Here is an 18,937-nt window from a genome sequence, read left to right on the forward strand (position 1 = left end):
TGTGAATCTCGCGGGGGTGTCTCTGTTCGGTGGTTGGTTCCCACCGGCGGTGCAGGGTCTGGCGGTGGCGGCCATGCTGACGGCGATCGGCTGGAGAAATCGTCGGTGGCGGTTGTTGTGGGTGCCGATTTCGACGGTGGTTGCAGTGGTCGCCGCCCTCGGGACCTACTGGATTCTGGCCCACCGCGACCTCGCCCCACAAGCGGCGCCACTGACGTTCTGGATCTGGTTGTCCGCCACCGTGATGATGGCGGTTCTGGTGGTGGTCGGCTGGATGGGCACGGGCTGGTGGCGTCGTGCGCTGAGTCTGACGGCGGTACTGCTGACCGCGGCCGCGGTCGGGTTGGCCGCCAACCAGTGGGCCGGCTTCTTTCCGACAACCGGCAGGGCGTGGCAGGCGTTGTCGTCGCAACCACTTCCCGATCAGGCCAGATTGAACACGCTGTCCGGGCTACGTGGCGCACCACAACCCGACGGAAAGCTCGTCCCGGTCCGAATTCCCGATGTTGTCAGCGGCTTTCGGCACCGCACCGAGTACGTCTACCTGCCACCGGCGTGGTTTGACGGAACGACACCACCGCAACTACCGGTGGTGGTCATGATCGGCGGTGTGGTCACCACGCCCGAGGACTGGGTTCGCAGCGGCGATGCCCCCACCACCGTGCGCAAGTACGCGGACGAACACGGCGGACAGGCACCCATCCTGGTGATGATCGACCCGACCGGATCGCTGACCAACGACACCGAATGCGTGGACGGCCCGCACGGAAACGTGGACACCCACATCACCAAAGAGGTTCGACCGTACGTGATCTCGAACTTCGGCGCCTCCGACTCACCAGCCCGATGGGCGGTCGCCGGCTGGTCGATGGGCGGCACCTGTGCCGTGAACCTGGTTGTCAGACACCCGGATCAGTTCAGCACCTTCATCGACATCTCGGGTGATGAAGGCCCCAACCTCGGGGATCGGCGGCAAACCATCAAAACCCTGTACGGAGGCCGCGAGAAAGAGTGGGCTCAATGCGATCCCGCAACAGCGATGGCCGAACACGGCAGATACACCGACACCGCAGGCTGGTTTGAATCCGAAGGACACCCGTCAAAGCAGACAGGTGGTCTCACCTCCCCACAGCTCCGGGCTGCGGAAAAGCTCTCAAAGGTCGCCGACGCCAACAACATCACCACGGTGATGCGGCCTGTCACCGGCCGCCACGATTGGCCATTCGCGTCGCAGGCATTCGCCGATGCCACCCCGTGGTTGATGCAACGCCTCGAGTTGCCCGGCTGAGTCAGCCCACCCAGTCGAAGGTGTCCGGGTTGGGGCCGTTGCGGCCGTCCTCTCCCTTGTCGAGTCCATCGATCGCGCTGATCGCGTCGCTGTCGAGTTCGAAGTCGAAGATCGCGAAGTTCTCTTCGACGCGCTTTGCCGTGACGGACTTCGGAAAGATGATGTCGCCGCGCTGGATGTGCCAGCGCAGGACAACCTGTGCGGTCGACTTCCCGATCTTGTTCGCGATCTCCGTGATCACCGGATCGCCCAGAACCTTGCCCTGGGCGATGGGCGACCAGGCCTCGGTCGCGATGCCGTGATCCTTGCCGTACTGCCGGGCGACCTCGTTGGTGAAGTACGGGTGTACCTCGACCTGGTTCACCGCGGGCACCAGAGATGTTTCGGCAGCCAGTCGGTCGAGATGAGCCGGCTGAAAGTTCGACACACCGACGGACTTCGAGCGGCCGTCCTCGGCGAACTCGATCAGGGTGTTCCAGGTCGACACGTAGTCGCCGCCGTACTGCGTCGGCAGCGGCCAGTGGATCAGGAACAGGTCGATCTGCTCGAGTCCGAGGTCCTTGAGCGTGGTGTCGAAGGCTTTGCGGGCCGCATCGGGCTCGTGGAACGTGTTGTTCAGTTTGCTGGTCACGAAGATCTCGTCACGGGCGATCCCGGACGCGCGGATCCCTTCGCCGACCTCTTTTTCATTGCCGTACATCTCGGCGGTGTCGATGTGGCGGTAGCCGACCGCGAGTGCGGTCTTCACAGCGTCGGCGGTGTCTTCCGGCTTGATCTGGAACACACCGAATCCGAGCTGCGGGATGGTGTTTCCGTTGTTGAGTGTGATGTTCGGAACCTGAGTCATCGTCGTCCAATCCACTGTTGATCGGAGCCCTGAACACAAAAGCGGGGAGAGAACCTTTTCTGGTCCTCTCCCCGCTTCTGCGAGACGGTGGAGCTGCCGGGAATCGAACCCGGGTCCTTCGCCGTGTCAGTAGGGCTTCTCCGTGTGCAGTTCGCTAAGTCTCTACTCGGATCTCTCAGTCACGCGAACAAGCCGAGATGACGATCCCAGTCGCTGTTGGATGTCCCACTGTGGTCCGCGACCGACCGCAGTGGTGAGCTCCCTGAATGATGCCGGTACCCGGGGCGGAAGCACACCCGGGCCGACAGACCAGCCTTCGCTTAGGCAGCGAGGGCGTAGTCGCGCTGATTTTTGTCGGCGCTTAATTGGTTGCTACGACGCTTACGGTGGTCTCTAGCCTGCACCGACACGCTTCCCCTACCTCAACGCACCAAGTCGAAACCGTTCAGCCCCTGGTCGGTGAATCTCTAGCAGGATCCAGCCGCTGGCAGCGACCGGACAAGTCATTGTAACAAGCCTGTCGCGCTTGTCATTCCCAATTGCCTGTCGGCTCGCCGACGCCCAATTGCCTGTCGGCTCGCCGACGCCCTTTGTCGGCCGAGACGCCGGACGTGGCAGGCCGGACATACGAAAAGGGCCTCACCGCCGCGTACCACGCGGGGATGAGGCCCTCTCAAGAGTTCGTCGAGGACGTACCCCGATCGGATCTCTACTTTCCGTAGTCGACTGCAGCGGTCCCGGTCTGCGACACCGTGTCGGCAGTACCGCTCTGCGACATCGCATCGGCGAGCTGCAGGAGCCCAGCGGGTCCCTGCTGCGCCGCGTCGACGATCTCGGTGACCTTCTCGACGGTGTCAGTGACCTTCTCGACGGTGTCGATGACAGGTCGGACCTTCTCGACGATCGGTGCGACGGTATCGGACACCGTCTGCTTGATCGTGTCGAGACGCTGCTCGGCCTGGGCAACAGTCCGATCAATACCGTCGAACACCTCGTCCACCACGGCCGCACTCTGATCGATCGCCCCGGTCACATCGGTGACCTGGGTCTCGACCGCGGTTCCCCGAGCAACGTTGTCGACCTCGTCAGTGACCGCGTCGGCAACCTTTGGCAGTTGCCGAACGATTACTGCGCCCACCTGGGCAACCGCAACTCCGGTGGTCACGCCGTTGGCAACCGGATCGGTCGTCGACGACGTTGTCTCCGCCGGAGCCGAAACAGGTTCGACACTTCCCGACGGCGCGTCGCTGACCGCAGACTCCCGCAGCCACGAACTCACGTAGTTCGCGCCGGTGAGGCCTGCCTCGTCCGGATCAGTGAAATAGCTGGTGTGCGAGATACCCGGGTACCAGTACTCCGGGTGCACCGCCATGAGCAGCACCCCGACGTTGTTGTTGATACCGAGGACGAACTCTTGCGCCACTTTTGCTTCCCAGGTGGACGAGACCTCGGATGCAAACGTCGCCACACCGTAAGCCGACTGCAAGACAACCAACGGGTCCGTGTAGTCCGGCACCGTGTAGTACGGATCGGTCGTCGCTGCGACCACATCGCCCAACGTCTCCGACGACAGCATCCAGTGCGGCGTCGTCACCACGTGGAGTCCGGTCAGCAACGCCGACCGCAGTACCACTGACCCCAGATCTGTCGTGATCTGTCCTGGATCGGTCGTGTCGATGTGGATCTGTTCGGCCACATTGGCACCGATCCGGACCACCTGAGCATTGTCAGGGATCGCACAGGCGAAATCGCCGGTCATACACAGGGACACAACGCGCCCGGTCAGCTCACCGAACTCGGAACCACGTCGCGAGTCCATGCCGGCGCCCAGTGCGGCGTCCGAACTCGACGCAGCGGTCCGCGCACCGTTCAGCGGTGCCGACAGTCCCGGTGCACCCGGAACCAGATCTGCACCCGCACCCCGGTTGGGGTCGGAGATGAGGTAGACACCACGCACCTGCGATGCCGGTACGGGTCCATTACCTGCACCGATATCGGCCGCTACCCGACTGGCGATATCCGCGCCCTGGCTGTATCCGACAATCGCAATCTCGGTGTCGGATCCACATTGCTCTTCGATCTGGGCGATCTGTGCTTCCGTCGCCGCCACACCGGCATCCACCGATTGTGCATACGGTGTGCCGTCCGACGTGTAGCCGAAGTCTGCGGGATACGGCACGTAGGTCGTCTGCATCGACCCTTCGGGCGCATCCCGCTCGGCATCCGCGATCACTGGGGCGAGAACGCCACTTTGATCATGCGGATCCCGACTGTTACTCGAATCCAACGTTCCCGGGACCGCCACCACATGGAGGTCCGGGCAGTCGCTGATCGGTCGTGCCGACACGTTCGACTGAACCAGCGCCGGCATCACACCCATTGTCATGGTCGCCGCGAGAGAGGCGAACATCATCGCCACCACCGGGCGCCATCGACGATGCCGACGATCCATCAGGATCGTGGCACCACCCCCGGCCCTAGATCGTTTTCGGGTCATTGTTCGAATGCTCCTGTTGAGGCTCACGTCCGTATGGACAGTGCGCGTGGGACTTGTGAGTTGCCCCCAACTCAGAGCCAGACCGGACCCGCGGCCAATTCCTCGTTAGTTAGGCATCCCTAATCCTTCATGTGAATCTCATGTTTGACTCCTGTGGAAACTCTCCGGAGCTGAAAGGTACTGTTCACAGGGCATGAATCCCTGTCCGGTCCGGATCCTGAACAAACCAGACCGTTTTGCGTACAGTCAGGGAGCCGTGTGACCTACATCTCGTTTCGTTGTGAAAACAGTTGGCGCAATCAACAATCATTTAGCTCTCCTACAGATCGGCAGAACCGGGGTTGGACGAAGTGACACCGGGCATCGCGGCCCGCGACGCCCGCCTCGAGTTCGCCGCGCGCTTTCGATTGCTGCACGAAATCGCCGGATCTCCGGCCCTCAAGACCCTCGCCTCGCGCGCCTCCGCATCGATGCTCACCGGCGATTCACCCCGTCCCGGTGCTGTCTCCCCACAACGTCTGTCCGATTGGCGAACCGGCCGCAATGTTCCCGCCAAGTTCGACGGGCTCGCGGCCACACTCCGCGTCCTGATCGCCGCCGCCCGGAAACGATGTCCGGAACCACCGTCCCGCGGGCTCTACTCGATGGTCGAATGGCAAAACCTGTGGAACCAGGCACTGACCTCACCGGCCATTCCGGAAAAGGGCAAGGAAACCCGATCGAAGCCGGTCGAGAAGCCTGATTTCGAGCGGCTGAACGTCTGCCCGTTTCCCGGCCTGACACCACTGTCGGATTGCGACACCGACTTCTACTTCGGCAGAGCCAAGGCGATTTCGATACTCGTCGAGCGATTCACCGCCAACCTCGGATCCCGGCGACTGACATTTGTGGTCGGCGCCTCGGGGTCGGGCAAATCCTCGCTCCTGCAGGCCGGCTTCGCCGTGGCGATCGGCGCGGACTACACGGTCGCATCGATGACCCCGGGTTCGCGACCCACGCAGGCACTCACCGAAGCCCTGGGTTCCGCGAGTGCCGCCACGCCGCGGGTACTCATCGTCGACCAGTTCGAAGAGGTGTTCACCAACTGCGACGATGTCGAGCGCTCGAAGTTCATCTCCATGCTGACCCAACTGCCCGACAGTGAGCTCTGCGCGCCGGGCAGTTACGCAGGTGTGGTCGTCGCGGTGCGTTCGGACTTCTACCAGCAGTGCGTGGAACTCCCTGCCCTCACCGACTCGCTGGTGCACAACCAGATGGTGCTCGGCCGGATGTCGCGCGCAGATCTCACCTCCGCCATCGTCGGTCCAGCGGGCGCAGTGGGACTCTCGGTGGCCGACGGACTGGTCGACGTCATCCTGTCCGACCTCGGTGTCGCCTCGCGGAGCGCAACCGCGGTCCCCTCCGATCCGGGCGTGCTCCCCCTGATGGCGCACGCTCTTCACCGCACCTGGGAAGCCAGATCCGGCAACGTCCTCACCCTCGCCGGATACCGCGAAACCGGCGGCGTCCACGGCGCCATCACGCTCAGCGCCGAAGAGCGCTGGTCGCAGTTCACCGACGTCCAGCGCGATGTCGCCCGCGACCTGCTGCTGCACATGATCCACATCGGAGAGGACGGGCGCGGCACCCGGCGCCACGTCCCGACCGTCGAACTGCGCAACCGCCATCCGCAGGCCCCGGCGATCCTCGACGCACTCGGCCAGGCCCGCATCGTCGTCCATGATGAACGCGGGACCACCCTGGCCCACGAGGCCGTCATCGAGGCGTGGCCGCGCCTGTCGCAATGGCTCGACGACGACCGCGAAGACGTCCTGCGCCGGCAGCGTATCGACGCGGACGCGCGCGAATGGCAAGCCAACGACAACGAACGGTCGCTGCTCTACAGCGGCACCCGCCTGGCATCGGCAACCGAGTGGCAGAAGGACTCGCGCAGTCCGATTTCACCGATCACAGTCGAGTTCCTCGGTGCGGCCCGAGAATCCTCACGCCGGGGCTCCCGGTTGCGCCGCGGCCTGGTCCTGCTCCTGGTGATCTTGCTGCTGACCACGGCGATGGCAGCGCTGGTCGCGGTGCAGCAGCAACGCCAGGCCGACGCCGACCGCTCCGACGCCCAGTTCAACGCGCTGCTGGCGCAGGCCGCGCTGACGCAATCGGTCGATCCCACGGTCTCGGCCCGCCTGTCCCTGGCCGCCGCCGAGCAACGTCCCGACGACCCGCGGCCCAGCGCCCTGCTGATGGGAACCCAGACGTCCGCGCTGGCAAGTGTGGTGGACGGACACCAAGGCGCCGTGTACGACATCGCCGTCAACAACCGCAACCTGGTCGCGACGGCAAGCTACGACCGCACCGTCCGGCTATGGCAGGAGTCGGGAGCCGGTCTGCCGACCCCGATGGGTCAGCCGCTGGCCGGACACCAGTCGTGGATCACCAGCGTCGAGTACTCCACCGACGGCGACACCCTGTTCTCCGGCGACGGCGACGGCGTCGTTCAGGTCTGGGACGTCACGGACCCGGCCAATGCACATCTACGCACGGCCACGCCGCTGACCGGACACACCGGGGCCGTCTATCAGATCGCCGTGCGACCCGAAGCCGACGGCGTCACCCGCTGGATCGCCACCGCAGGCGACGACCACACCGCGCGCCTGTGGAACCTGGAGACCGGCCAGACAGAGGTGCTGACCGGGCACGACGACGCACTTCGCACCCTGGCGTTCTCACCGGATGGCAAGACCCTCGTCACCGGCAGCGACGACCGGACCGCAATCGTGTGGGACACCACCGATCCGGCGGCTCCCGAGCAACTCGGCACGCCTCTCACCGGCTACGACGCCACAGTGCACGCGGTCAGGTTCAGCCCGGACGGATCACTGCTGGCAACCGCAAGCGACGACCAGACCATCCGGATGTGGTCGATGTCCGACCGGACCGCACCCAAGGCCATGGGCGCTCCCTCCGAAGCGCACACCGCAGCGATCTGGTCGCTCGAGTTCAATCACGACGGCTCGCTGTTGGCCACGGCCAGCTGGGATGGCACGGCCAAGGTCTGGAGCCTGACCGATCCGGCCCGTCCGGTGCTTCTCGGACAGCCGCTGACCGGCAGCAGCGGTGGTCTGACCACCGTCGCGTTCGGCGGTCCGGACGGCCGATTGATCACCGGAGGACAGGACGGCGCCATCCGGTTCTGGACCCTGCCCGCCGCAACCGTCCTCGGCCACACGGGGCGGGTCGCGCAACCGGCCTTCAACGCATCCGGGTCACTGATGGCAACCGGGTCGCGTGATGGCACGGTGCGGATGTGGGACACCACCGAGGGCAACGCCCCGCGCCCGATAGCTCTGTTGGTCGACCCGGCCGGACCTCAGGAGGTCGAGACCATCGCCTTGTCCGGGGACGGCCGCACGTTGGCGTACACCGGCGTGGGTACCGGCCAGGTGCGCCTGTGGGACGTCGCCGACCCCGCCTCCCCGCGACCGCTCGGCGCGCCGCTGAACTCCCGCGCGCGGTACACCCACGGGCTGGACTTCTCCCCCGACTCGATGTCGTTGGCGACCGCCTTCGATGATCAGAGCGTGCAGATCTGGAACCTGACCGATCGGCGCAAACCGGTCGCGGCGGGGGCGCCGCTGACCGGACCTCAGGGGTGGATCAACGACGTGGCGTTCTCACCGGATGGGCGCTATCTGGCCGCCGCGAGCAGCGACAAGAACCTGCACCTGTGGGACCTGCAGAAGGGCTCTCCGCTGTCGCAGATCTACCCGGGGCACAGTGGACCCATCAACGCGGTGGCGATCAGTCCGGACTCACAGTGGGTGGCGACCGGCAGCGACGACCAGACCGTTCGGCTCTGGAATCTCGACGCCCTTGATTCGAACGCGGTGAAGGTGACCGGACACGAGTCGACGGTGCGGTCGGTGACCTTCGACCCGAGTGGCTCCATGCTCGCCACGGGCAGCGACGACCAGACCGTGCGCATGTGGGACCTACGCCAGATGACCCATCCCACCGCGATCGGCCGAACGGTGACGCCTCCGGGCACCGTGCGCTGGCAGGTTGCCTTCAGTCCGGATGGCAAACATCTGGCAGGCGCGGGTGAGAACGGTGCGCTGCGCTGGTGGACCCATCAGGTGACGGCCGACACCGGGCTCTGCCAGGCCACGGCAGGCGGGATGACCGAGAGCAAGTGGAAAGACCTCCTGCCCGACATCCCCTACCGCCAGACGTGCTCGGGGTACGAGTCGGTGCCGGGCTGAGATCGGGCCGAGGACCGAGGTCTCGACCGTAGGTCAGCGCATACCCTTCACGCGACGCCCCAGCTCCCGGGTGACCTCGCGTTCGGCGTCGCGTTTGGCCAGATCGTGGCGCTTGTCGTGGGCCTGTTTGCCTCGCGCCAGCGCCAGTTCGACCTTCACCTTGCCGTCGTTGAAGTACATCGACAGCGGCACCAGGGTCAGGTTGCCGTCCCGAATCTTGCCGACCAGGCCGTCGATCTCCTTGCGGTGCATCAACAATTTGCGACTGCGCCGAGGCGCGTGGTTGGTCCACGTACCGTTGCCGTATTCCGGGATGTGCAGTCCGCGGAGCCAGACCTCACCGTTGTCGACAGTCGCGAACGCGTCCACCAACGAGGCTTTTCCTTCGCGCAGGCTCTTCACCTCGGTTCCCACCAACGCGATACCGGCTTCATAGGTGTCGAGGATGGCGTAGTTGTGCCGCGCCTTACGGTTCGTCGCGATTGCCTTGCGGCCCTTTTCCTTCATCCTTTTCACCTACTCTCAGTTCGTCGATCACGTCGGCGCCTGGCGGCGTCATCGATGGCCCCGCAACAATACACAGCAGTAGGCGGGGGTGTCGCATCCTTATTCGCGGACGTAGAACCGCAACGTCGCGTAAGCGGTCAGGCTCGACATCACCACGCCGATGATGACCAGCCACGGCGCCACGAACAGCACGTCCGAGATCTCGATCTTGGCGAGGATGTTGACCCCGTACAGGTCCTCGAGGGCCTTGTCGAAGAACAGCACCTTGGCCCCGAAGAGTCCGCCGACCGCCAGCAACGAACCCACCAGTGTCGCGATCACCGCCTCGAGCAGAAATGGCAGCTGGGTGTACCAGCGGGTAGCACCCACCAACCGCATGATGCCCACCTCGGTTCGGCGGGTGTAAGCGGCCACCTGCACGGTGTTCGCGATCAGCAGGATCGCGGCGATCGCCTGGACGAGGGCGATCGTGAATGCGGCGTTGCGCGCGCCGTCGAGCACGCTGAAGATCCGGCTCACCAGTTCCCGCTGGTCCAGCACGCTGTCCACGCCTTCGGCGTCGCGGAACTCGTCGAGCACGGCTCCGAACTTGTCCGGATCGGCCATGCGGACCTTGAACGACGCGGGCAAGGTGTCCTCGCGGACCAGCGCGGCGATGTCCGGGTTGTTGGCGAAGGTCTTGGTCGTGGCGTCACGGAATGCCGCGGCCCGGTCGATGTACTGCACCGAGTCGACCCCGTCGGCCGCCTCGATCTGTTCCCGCAGCGTCAGGCACGGCGCGCTCTGGCAGTTCGGGTCGGCATCTGTGACCTCATCGGAGATGAAGATCTGCATCTCCACCCGATCGAGGAAGATTTCCTGGGTCTTGTCGGCCATCTGGACCACCATCAGACCGGCACCGAACATGCCAAGGGTGATGGCAGTGGTGATGATCATGGCCATGGTCATGGTGATATTGCGGCGCAGTCCGTTGAGGACCTCGCTCAATATGAAACTCGCACGCATGTGAGTTGGGGTGTCCTCCCGGTCGGGACTGCAGAAACGAAAGTCTTGAGGGTGAGACTGCTACTCAGCCGCCGAGGCCGTACACGCCGTGCTCGTCGTCGCGGGCGAGGCGTCCGTTGCTGAACTCGAGGACCCGGCGGCGCATCGAATCGACGATCGCCCGGTCATGGGTTGCCATCACCACGGTGGTTCCGCGGCGGTTCACCCGGTCGAGGACCTCGACGATCTCGCGACTGGTGTCGGGATCGAGGTTTCCGGTCGGCTCGTCGGCGAGCAGGAGCAGCGGCCGGTTCGCGATGGCGCGGGCTATCGCCACGCGCTGCATCTCGCCACCAGATAGCTCGTACGGCATGCGGTCGGCCTTGCCGGACAGCCCGACGTATTCGAGGACCTCGGGCACCACCTTGTCGACGGTGCTGCGCGGCTTTCCGATGACCTCGAGGGCAAATGCCACGTTCTCGGCCACCGACTTCTGCTGCAACAGCCGGAAGTCCTGGAATACACATCCGACCGACTGCCGGAGCTTCGGCACCTTCCGGCTGGGCAGCTTGTTGACGTGGAAGTCGCCGACGTAGACATCACCCGTGGTGGGTTTGTCTTCTTTCAGCAGCAGCCGAAAGAACGTCGACTTGCCCGAGCCGGAGGGCCCGATGAGAAACGTGAAATCGCCTTTGTCGACGTCGAGGGACAAATCCCGCAGTGCGGGCCGGGTCGATGCCTTGTACTGCATCGTCACATTCTTGACGCTGATCACGGTCTGCCAGTGTAACCACGGATGTGCCACAAACCGCTCAGGCGTGCCCGGCGGGGCCGGACACAGTTCCCGACAGCCCGATTCACGGGGCGATACTCATCGTCGGTAATTCCAGTCCGGGCAGGAGTCCGCGGGTCGACTCCGACGTGGACGCCGGCGGCGGCACCGTTTGGGTCTGCGGACCGTTTCGCTCTTGCTCTGTCGTCTCGACGGTCTGATCGGTCTCGGGGGTCGTGGTGGTCGACTGTTCTTGCGTGGACTCCGGCGTTTCGCTGTACTCCGGTTCCGGCACGGGGGTCTCGGTTACCGGAGTGGTGGTTCGCGGCTGTTGCACCTGCTCGACCCTGGCCTGACGGTCTTGCTCGTCCACCTGCGCATAGTGGTCGGACCGCTGGCCGTACAGGACGAGCGCGGCGAGGAACAGCACACCGAGGACCACGGTGGTGGTCCGGACCTTCCCGTGGAACAACCGTGGCGGAATGCGTTCCCACAGCGACTTTTTCGGTTCGGCCGGCTGTGCGGCAGTGGGGTTGGTCGGCGTCTCGTCGCTCATCGGCTTGCCTCCTCGGCAGCGGCGGGATCCACCGCGCTGGTTTCGATGACCGATCCGGGAGCGAGCGCGATACCGGCCCGGCTGAACGCCCGAACGAGCCGCGATCGCAGGTCCCGACTGACCTCGAACTGGCGGCCGGGCAATGTTCGCGCCACGATCCGCACGGTCACCGTGTCGACCTCGATGTCGATGACGCCCATCGCGGTCGGTTCGTCGAGCAGCAACTTGCCCATGCGGGCGTCGCTGAACGCCTGCTCCCCGATCTGGGCGATCAGGTCGTTGACCCGGCCCATGTCGACCCCGATCGGTAGCGGGATGTCGACAACCGACCTGGCCCAGTCCTTCGACAGGTTGACGGCCTTCACGATCTGCCCGTTGGGAATCGTGATCATCTCACCGTCCGCCGAGCGCAGCTTGGTGATCCGCAGGGTGACATCTTCGACGGTGCCCTCTGCCGGTTCCGCGGAACCCACGATCGCCAGACTGACGACGTCACCGAATCCGTACTGCTTCTCGGTGATGATGAAAAATCCCGAGAGCAGGTCCTGCACGATGCGCTGGGCACCGAAACCGAGAGCCGCGCCGAGCACTGTTGCCGGCGCCACGAACCCGGTGATGGGCACGCCGAGCTCACGGACGATGCTGAAACCGGCGATGATGTAGACGATCGCGATGGCACCCCACGCGATCACCTGCGCAACGGAATGGCGATGTTTGATGGCCTCCGATCGCACCAGGGCGTCGGATTCGGCGAAGCCCGCGTCGATCCGGGTGGTGATCTTGTTGACCATCCACTGGATGAACCGGGTCACCAACAGAGCACCGACCACCCACAGCAGGATCGATAGCCCCTGCAGGGACAGCCAACGGATCAAGCGATCCGATCCGGCCAGACCGTCCGGGGAAGCCGTGACAAGCGCATTGAAGTCATGCATCAATCGGGTGGTCCTCCAGGTCGTGTGATGGCGGCGGCGGCTGCTGCGTGATCTCCGACGATCGGGTAGCCGTCAGATTCAGGCGCTCGCGTTCTGCGCCATCCTCCACCGGATACCCGACTCGATGAATCCGTCGATGTCACCATCGAGCACCGCAGTCGGGTTGTTGACCTCGTACTCGGTCCGCAGGTCTTTGACCATCTGGTACGGATGCAGCACATATGACCGCATCTGGTTGCCCCAGCTGGACCCGCCGTCGCCCTTGAGAGCGTCCATCTCGGCGCGCTCTTCTTTGCGTTTACGTTCGAGAAGCTTTGCCTGCAGCACGCGCATGGCGGCTGCCTTGTTCTGCAATTGGCTCTTCTCGTTCTGACAAGTCACCACGATACCGGTCGGAATATGTGTGAGCCGTACAGCGGAGTCCGTAGTGTTCACAGACTGCCCACCGGGGCCGGACGATCGGTAAACATCAACGCGCAGTTCGGTTTCCGGGATGTCGATATGATCTGTGGTTTCGACCACAGGTAGCACCTCGACCTCGGCAAACGACGTCTGGCGACGCCCTTGGTTGTCGAACGGGCTGATCCGCACCAACCGGTGGGTCCCCATTTCGATGGAGAGTGTGCCGTACATGTACGGCCCCTTCACGGCGAACGTCGCGGACTTGAGGCCGGCCTCTTCGGCGTAGGAGGTGTCGTAGACCTCCACCTTGTGATCGTGCTTCTCGGCCCAGCGGATGTACATGCGCATCAGCATCTCGGCCCAGTCGGCGGCGTCCACGCCACCGGCGCCGGACCGGATGTTGACGAGCGCATCACGGTGGTCGTACTCACCGGCGAGCATGGTCTTGACTTCCATCGCCTCGATGTCGGCGCGCAGTGAGGCACGCTCGGCATCGGCATCGGCGAGCGCCTCGACCTGGGAGTCGCCTTCTTCGGATTCGGCCAGCTCATAGAGCAGCGGCATGTCCTCGACACGCTGGCGCAATTCGGAGACGCGCCGCAATTCGGTCTGCGCGTGCGAGAGCTCGCTGGTCACTTTCTGGGCGTGATCCTGGTTGTTCCACAGTTCCGGATCAGCGGCCTGATGCTCGAGTTCGTCGATCCGTCGCCGGAGCTCCTCGAGATCGAGAACCTTCTCCACTGTGGTCAGGGTCGAATCGAGGGCGTCGATGTCTGCTGAAACGTCTGGATGCACGGTCACTCAGGCTACCGGTCTTGGGGACAGAGTCCTATCTGCGTAGTTCTCAGTCTTTGCGCAGGTTGGGTCCGGCGCCGCCGGGTTCGTCACCGATCGGGCCGGCGATCTCCCACGTCGACTCGGCTTTGCCTGGCTTGTAGGTCACCGGGATCTCGTCCCCGATCGACGGCCAACTCATCGCCATGGTGACCACAAAACGGCCGTAGACGTCGGTCGGAGATGTGTCCGGGCCGGTGATGGTTCCCGAGACCGTGCAGAAGACCTGGTTGTTCTTGTCCCCTTCGACGGGTTTGTCGGACACCCCCGTCACCTTCAACGTGCCCGGCACCCGGTTCACAAAACGTGGGTCCCCTGGCGCGCCGCCAGTGGGCCGGCCCGGACGCGAACGCCGCCACTGGACGAGTACGGCGCCGAGCATCGCCGCGAACATGAGGATGATGATGATCTCGAACATGGCCGGTTGGCTCCTGAGATGGTGGGGTCGGTGGGTTCCAGGTTAGTGCCGGGTAGCGTGGCAAACCGTGACCGACTCAAGTGGCCTGCCGAACGCTTCGAGCGACCTAGAGCTCGCGTTGTCGCTGGCCGAGCTCGCCGACATCATCACCATCGACCGGTTCGGCGCCATGGATCTGCAGGTTGATTCCAAACCCGATCTGACGCCGGTTTCCGATGCCGATCTGGCGGTCGAGACAAGCCTGCGCAATGAACTCCAGCAGATTCGGCCCGATGACGCGGTCCTCGGTGAAGAGTTCGGTGGCGATGTGGCCTTGACCGGACGCCAGTGGGTGATCGATCCGATCGACGGCACCAAGAACTTCGTCCGCGGCGTTCCGGTGTGGGCGACCCTGATCTCACTGCTCGTCGACGGGGTTCCCCGGGTCGGAGTTGTCAGCGCACCGGCGCTCGGCCGCCGATGGTGGGCAAGTGCCGGCGACGGTGCCTTCGCCCAGTCCCCCGACGGTTCGGTCCGGCGTATCCAGGTGTCGCAGGTTTCCGACCTCGCCTCCGCGAGCCTGGCCTTCTCGAGTCTGTCGGGCTGGCGCGACCGGGGTATCCGCGATGAGTTCATCGATCTGACCGACACTGTCTGGCGGGTCCGGGGCTACGGCGACTTCTACAACTACTGCCTGGTCGCCGAAGGTGCGGTGGACGTCGCCGCCGAGCCCGAGGTGTCGCTGTGGGACCTGGCCGCGCTCGACATCCTGGTTCGCGAGGCCGGCGGCACGTTCACCGGACTCGACGGGATCGCCGGGCCACACCGGGGCAGCGCCGTCGCCTCCAACGGGATCCTGCAGCCGAAGGTTCTGACGGCGCTGACGCCTGCCTGATTCCTACTTGGTGCCCACCCGAGGCGCATACTTGATCTCATGCAGATCACACATTTTGGGCATTCCTGCATCCTCGTCGAACTCGACGGCACCAAGGTTTTGTTCGATCCGGGCAACTTCTCGCACGGATTCACCGGTGTCACCGACCTCGACGCCATCTTGATCACCCATCAGCATCCCGATCACGTCGACGTGGCGGCATTGCCGGATCTGGTGGCAGGCAACCCCGATGCGGTCCTGTACGCCGATCCGCAGACCACTGCGCAGCTCAACGGCGACGACGTCGCAGGTACGTGGACCGCCGCCCACCCGGGCGACGAGTTCGCCATCGGCGCGCTCACCGCACGTATCGCAGGCGGCACCCACGCGGTGATTCACCCGGACATCCCCACCATCGACAACGTCGCATACCTGCTGGGCGACAACAAGAATCCGGCCCAGCTCATGCATCCGGGCGATTCGCTGTTCATCCCGGACGAGAAGGTCGACGTACTGGCGATGCCTGCGATGGCTCCGTGGATGAAGATCAGCGAGGCCATTGATTACCTCCGCGCGGTGAGCCCGCGCCTGAGTTTCCCGATCCATCAGGGCCTGCTGTCGAATGTCGGACTGAAGTTGCACTATGCGCGGCTGTCCGAAATGAGCGATCCGGCAACCGAATTCATCGTCCTCCCGGACCAGGACGCACTGACACTCACCTAGGCGGCGATCCTCGCTACGCGATGTCGGGGAAGATCCCGGTGCCGGCGAGTTGATCGATCACGCGGGCAATCCCGTAGAGCACCCAGAGTGCTACGGCGGCGATCACGATGGGATTGCGCAGAGCCCGAACGATCGGTGCCATCGGGCGCTTCCGCACTTGCAATACGGCAACCGCGATCACAAGTGCGGCGACAGCGATCAAGCTGATCGGGCCGAAGAGGTTGTACGAGAAGGCGTCGGCAAAGTGTCCGTGTGCCGCAGCGGTCCAACTGCGGGTCAAACCACAACCGGGACAAGGCAGACCGGTGACCAGCCGCATCGGGCAGAGCGTGGGACCGGACGTGCTCAGCGCCGGGGTGACGGCGAATGCCGTGACGATCGCCGCGGCACCGACACCGGCCGCGACCCGAACAGCTCGTTCGGGTCGCCGTCGGGTCGGCAAGGCCGTCACTTCAGCGGCAGGCCGTCCGAGTCGGGAACCTTGCGCATCGCGATGAGCACGATGTCGATGAGCGTCCATATGCCCAGCCCACCACAGGTGAGGAGCTTGGCAACTCCCAGGCCGGTGTATCCGAGGTAGAAGCGGTCGATACCGAATCCACCCACGAACACCGAGATCAGCAGGGCGGTCAGCCACTCCTTGGAGGAGAACAGACCGGGCACCTGCGACACCGGGAACCAGCTGCTGGTCTGGGTACGAATCTGGGTCTCGGGCTTGACCTGACCGGAGCGGACCAACCCGGCCAGATCCTGGTAGCCCATCGGGCCCTGTTCCTGACCGAACATCGAAACGATGAATGTGTCGTTCTGGGGGCCGCCCACTGGCTGGGGCGGCTGCGGCGAGAAGCCGGGAGGAGGTTGCGTCATGAGGGGAAGGCTATGACACCGGACGGGCGTAGATCGGTACCACGCGAAAATTTGGCTTGATTGAATGACGCCCGGAGACACCCCACGTGAGCAGCGACGATATGAAGAATGCTTCATGCGTGCGACGAGCCATCTAACCGCTCGGCTCAGGCGGGCGCGATGACGCCCCGGTCGCCGATCTCGGCACGGACATCGATCACTCTCCCGGACAGCAACCAGCCAGACGGTCCGCGACGCCACTCGTCCCGGTACTCGCCGAGACATTCGTACGTCACCCCGGCACGATCTCCGAGGCCGCAGTGAAAGGCCCGGAAGTACGATCGCGTTCCTGCCGCGTCACCGTCGATCTCGATCTCGATGTTGCCGAGCATGTGTTGAGTGGCACCGCAGACGTCGAGGTGGGAGCGAACGCGGGCGACCACCTCGGCTGCCCCGGTCCGGCCGTAGGCCACGGCGTCCTCCGCGAGCGCCGCGGCGAAACCCGGCCAGTCCTTCGCGTCGAGCAAGGTGGCCACGTGGTGCAGACTGTCGATGATCTGGAAGCGATCGCGAAGAGGCTCGTGCATGGCTTCATCTTCCTCGGCGAACTGGTGAAGCCGGTGCGGCTGTCCCGCTCATCGAGACATTTTCGGGTGCATCCGACGAGGTGGATCCACTGCGCCTGCCACAGCACCGCCGTCCCAGGTGCCGGCAAACCAGGCGAAAGCGAAGGGGCGTGACAAACGACCTTACTCCGGAGTAAGGTCGTTCTTACTGTTGAGTAAGATCAACTGTGTCCGGGCACCGTCCGGACAGCAGCCACGCCCACACACGCACGAGACAAGCTGGTGAGAATGAGTACTCATACCGAGCCCCGCGACACGTCCGCTGTTGGCAAGAACCCCCGTCGACGCTCCGCAATCGGTACCGCTATGCGCGTGCTGACCACGGTGACGGGCTCTGAGTTCGCCGACAAGTACAAGATTCGCGAGCCACTCAACCGAATTGCGTACGAGGGCACCAAAACCGGATTCAAGACGATCGGTGCCGCGAACCGCGCATTTGCCGCAGCGCAGGGCGGCGGCAAGGCCAAGCGCCTGGCCACCACCCCCAAGGACTACTTCAACCTGTATCCCGATGACGAACAGAAGATGATCGCGGACACCGTCAAGGAGTTCGCAATCGAAATCCTGCGGCCTGCCGCCTACGACGCCGATGCCGCCGCCGCCACTCCTGCGGAAATCCTCACCCGCAGTGCCGAATTGGGCATCACCATGGTGAATGTCCCCGAGGAGTTCGACGGCGCCGCCAGCGAGCGCGGTGTGGTCACCAACTCACTGGTCGCCGAAGCGATGGCGTACGGCGACATGGGCCTGGCGCTGCCGCTCCTCGCCCCGAGCGGTGTGGCCACCACTCTCACGCAGTTCGGCAGCGATGCCCAGCAGAAGACCTACCTGCCCGCCTACGCCGGCGAGAATGTGCCCCAGTCGGCGGTTGTCATCGCCGAGCCGCGGCCACTGTTCGACGCTCTGTCGCCTGCGACCAAGGCAACTCGCGTACCGAGCGGATACCGGCTCAACGGAGTGAAGTCGTTTGTCCCGGCCGCCGGTTCGTCGGAGCTGTTCATCATCGGCGCACAACTCGATGGCAGGCCCGCGCTGTTCATCGTCGAGTCCGGCACCAATGGCCTTGTCGTAGAAGCCGATCCGGGTATGGGCGTCCGCGCCGCCGGAATGGGCCGACTGCTGCTGACCGACGTCACCGTGCCCACCGGTGCCTTGCTCGGTGAAGAAGAGGGCGAGGCCGCCTACAACGCCTACCGCGACGTCGTCCGGCTCTCGCGCCTGGGCTGGTCATCGCTGGCCGTCGGCACCGCACATGCGGTTCTCGACTACGTCATCCCGTATGTCAACGAACGTGAGGCGTTCGGCGAACCGATCTCCAATCGCCAGGCCGTGGCATTCATGGTGGCCAACATGGCAACCGAGCTCGACTCGATCCGCCTGGTGACCCTGCGCGGGGCCGCCCGCGCCGAGCAGGGCTTGTCGTTTGCGCGCGAGGCCGCCCTGGCCCGCAAGCTCACCGCCGACAAGGGCATGCAGATCGGTTCGGACGGTGTGCAGTTGCTCGGCGGACACGGATTCACGAAGGAGCATCCGGTGGAACGCTGGTTCCGCGACCTGCGCGGCGCCGCCATCGGCGAAGGCATCGTTGTCCTCTAG

17 protein-coding genes and 1 other RNA gene are annotated in these 18,937 nt (G+C 64.5%); 5 read left to right on the plus strand and 13 right to left on the minus strand.

All coding sequences use genetic code 11. From position 1 onward, the window contains the following. The first annotated feature begins 1 nt into the window (after position 1). Positions 2–1,288 (plus strand): alpha/beta hydrolase, encoded by a 1,287-nt coding sequence (locus AC1TQG_RS02050; RefSeq protein WP_482135289.1) that lies wholly within the window; start codon positions 2–4, stop codon positions 1,286–1,288. A gap of 1 nt (position 1,289) precedes the next feature. Here the strand turns inward: AC1TQG_RS02050 and AC1TQG_RS02055 are convergent, their stop codons facing one another. The 3 genes from AC1TQG_RS02055 to AC1TQG_RS02065 form a co-directional block, all read right to left on the minus strand. Continuing rightward, a complete protein-coding gene (locus AC1TQG_RS02055; protein WP_482135290.1) occupies positions 1,290–2,135 on the minus strand; it encodes an aldo/keto reductase in 846 nt (281 codons plus the stop codon). An 85-nt stretch (positions 2,136–2,220) separates the two neighbouring features. Next, positions 2,221–2,588: a transfer-messenger RNA gene (gene ssrA / locus AC1TQG_RS02060) on the minus strand. Positions 2,589–2,844: 256 nt separating this feature from the next. Next, positions 2,845–4,632, minus strand: a complete 1,788-nt coding sequence (locus AC1TQG_RS02065; protein ID WP_482135291.1) for a cutinase family protein — start codon at positions 4,630–4,632, stop codon at positions 2,845–2,847. Positions 4,633–4,982: 350 nt separating this feature from the next. Between AC1TQG_RS02065 and AC1TQG_RS02070 the strand changes: the two genes are divergently transcribed. Next, complete coding sequence (locus AC1TQG_RS02070; protein ID WP_482135292.1) at positions 4,983–8,885, plus strand: WD40 repeat domain-containing protein; 3,903 nt, start codon at positions 4,983–4,985, stop codon at positions 8,883–8,885. A gap of 33 nt (positions 8,886–8,918) precedes the next feature. On the opposite strand, the gene smpB is transcribed toward AC1TQG_RS02070, so the two are convergent. The 7 genes from smpB to AC1TQG_RS02105 all read right to left on the minus strand — a co-directional run bounded on the left by smpB (position 8,919) and on the right by AC1TQG_RS02105 (position 14,293). Next, the gene (gene smpB, locus AC1TQG_RS02075) at positions 8,919–9,392 is read right to left on the minus strand and encodes an SsrA-binding protein SmpB (protein WP_482135293.1); all 474 of its coding nucleotides are present in this window, start codon (positions 9,390–9,392) and stop codon (positions 8,919–8,921) included. Positions 9,393–9,491: 99 nt separating this feature from the next. After that, positions 9,492–10,397, minus strand: a complete 906-nt coding sequence (gene ftsX, locus AC1TQG_RS02080; protein ID WP_482135294.1) for a permease-like cell division protein FtsX — start codon at positions 10,395–10,397, stop codon at positions 9,492–9,494. A gap of 64 nt (positions 10,398–10,461) precedes the next feature. Continuing rightward, positions 10,462–11,151, minus strand: coding sequence for a cell division ATP-binding protein FtsE (gene ftsE / locus AC1TQG_RS02085; protein ID WP_482135295.1), 690 nt, complete (start codon positions 11,149–11,151; stop codon positions 10,462–10,464). Between the two features lie 82 nt (positions 11,152–11,233). Continuing rightward, positions 11,234–11,704 (minus strand): Rv3103c transmembrane domain-containing protein, encoded by a 471-nt coding sequence (locus AC1TQG_RS02090; RefSeq protein WP_482135296.1) that lies wholly within the window; start codon positions 11,702–11,704, stop codon positions 11,234–11,236. Next, the gene (locus tag AC1TQG_RS02095) at positions 11,701–12,639 is read right to left on the minus strand and encodes a mechanosensitive ion channel family protein (protein WP_482135297.1); all 939 of its coding nucleotides are present in this window, start codon (positions 12,637–12,639) and stop codon (positions 11,701–11,703) included. The genes AC1TQG_RS02090 and AC1TQG_RS02095 overlap by 4 nt, the downstream gene beginning before the upstream one ends. Before the next feature lie 78 nt (positions 12,640–12,717). Next, a complete protein-coding gene (gene prfB / locus AC1TQG_RS02100) occupies positions 12,718–13,836 on the minus strand; it encodes a peptide chain release factor 2 (RefSeq protein WP_482137229.1) in 1,119 nt (372 codons plus the stop codon). 49 nt (positions 13,837–13,885) lie between these two features. Further along, positions 13,886–14,293 carry a hypothetical protein gene (locus tag AC1TQG_RS02105; RefSeq protein WP_482135298.1) on the minus strand — a complete coding sequence of 136 codons (408 nt, stop codon included), beginning with the start codon at positions 14,291–14,293 and terminating at the stop codon, positions 13,886–13,888. Between the two features lie 67 nt (positions 14,294–14,360). Here AC1TQG_RS02105 and hisN point away from each other — a divergent pair, with 67 nt between their 5' ends. Both hisN and AC1TQG_RS02115 read left to right on the plus strand, forming a co-directional pair. Further along, positions 14,361–15,167: a histidinol-phosphatase gene (gene hisN / locus AC1TQG_RS02110; RefSeq protein ID WP_482135299.1), complete on the plus strand. Its 807-nt coding sequence runs from the start codon at positions 14,361–14,363 to the stop codon at positions 15,165–15,167. Between the two features lie 39 nt (positions 15,168–15,206). Continuing rightward, complete coding sequence (locus tag AC1TQG_RS02115; RefSeq protein WP_482135300.1) at positions 15,207–15,869, plus strand: MBL fold metallo-hydrolase; 663 nt, start codon at positions 15,207–15,209, stop codon at positions 15,867–15,869. A 13-nt stretch (positions 15,870–15,882) separates the two neighbouring features. Here AC1TQG_RS02115 and AC1TQG_RS02120 read toward each other — a convergent pair whose 3' ends face one another. From AC1TQG_RS02120 to AC1TQG_RS02130, 3 genes are all read right to left on the minus strand, one after another. Beyond that, the gene (locus AC1TQG_RS02120; RefSeq protein ID WP_482135301.1) at positions 15,883–16,320 is read right to left on the minus strand and encodes a DUF2752 domain-containing protein; all 438 of its coding nucleotides are present in this window, start codon (positions 16,318–16,320) and stop codon (positions 15,883–15,885) included. Beyond that, complete coding sequence (locus AC1TQG_RS02125) at positions 16,317–16,736, minus strand: NINE protein (protein WP_482135302.1); 420 nt, start codon at positions 16,734–16,736, stop codon at positions 16,317–16,319. The genes AC1TQG_RS02120 and AC1TQG_RS02125 overlap by 4 nt, the downstream gene beginning before the upstream one ends. A 146-nt stretch (positions 16,737–16,882) precedes the next feature. Continuing rightward, entirely contained in the window at positions 16,883–17,302 is a 420-nt protein-coding gene (locus AC1TQG_RS02130) for a nuclear transport factor 2 family protein (protein WP_482135303.1), read from the minus strand. Positions 17,303–17,569: 267 nt separating this feature from the next. Here AC1TQG_RS02130 and AC1TQG_RS02135 point away from each other — a divergent pair, with 267 nt between their 5' ends. Continuing rightward, the gene (locus AC1TQG_RS02135; protein ID WP_482135304.1) at positions 17,570–18,937 is read left to right on the plus strand and encodes an acyl-CoA dehydrogenase family protein; all 1,368 of its coding nucleotides are present in this window, start codon (positions 17,570–17,572) and stop codon (positions 18,935–18,937) included.

Source organism: Williamsia sp. Y844, assembly GCF_056786475.1.

Excerpts from the sequence above, each read along its gene's own strand:
- AC1TQG_RS02055 (WP_482135290.1), bottom strand. The coding sequence starts at position 2,135 with ATGACTCAGGTTCCGAACATCACACTCAACAACGGAAACACCATCCCG.
- AC1TQG_RS02065 (WP_482135291.1), bottom strand. The coding sequence starts at position 4,632 with ATGACCCGAAAACGATCTAGGGCCGGGGGTGGTGCCACGATCCTGATG.
- smpB (WP_482135293.1), bottom strand. The coding sequence starts at position 9,392 with ATGAAGGAAAAGGGCCGCAAGGCAATCGCGACGAACCGTAAGGCGCGG.
- ftsX (WP_482135294.1), bottom strand. The coding sequence starts at position 10,397 with ATGCGTGCGAGTTTCATATTGAGCGAGGTCCTCAACGGACTGCGCCGC.
- AC1TQG_RS02090 (WP_482135296.1), bottom strand. The coding sequence starts at position 11,704 with ATGAGCGACGAGACGCCGACCAACCCCACTGCCGCACAGCCGGCCGAA.
- AC1TQG_RS02095 (WP_482135297.1), bottom strand. The coding sequence starts at position 12,639 with ATGCATGACTTCAATGCGCTTGTCACGGCTTCCCCGGACGGTCTGGCC.
- AC1TQG_RS02105 (WP_482135298.1), bottom strand. The coding sequence starts at position 14,293 with ATGTTCGAGATCATCATCATCCTCATGTTCGCGGCGATGCTCGGCGCC.
- AC1TQG_RS02115 (WP_482135300.1), top strand. The coding sequence starts at position 15,207 with ATGCAGATCACACATTTTGGGCATTCCTGCATCCTCGTCGAACTCGAC.
- AC1TQG_RS02125 (WP_482135302.1), bottom strand. The coding sequence starts at position 16,736 with ATGACGCAACCTCCTCCCGGCTTCTCGCCGCAGCCGCCCCAGCCAGTG.
- AC1TQG_RS02130 (WP_482135303.1), bottom strand. The coding sequence starts at position 17,302 with ATGCACGAGCCTCTTCGCGATCGCTTCCAGATCATCGACAGTCTGCAC.
- AC1TQG_RS02135 (WP_482135304.1), top strand. The coding sequence starts at position 17,570 with ATGAGTACTCATACCGAGCCCCGCGACACGTCCGCTGTTGGCAAGAAC.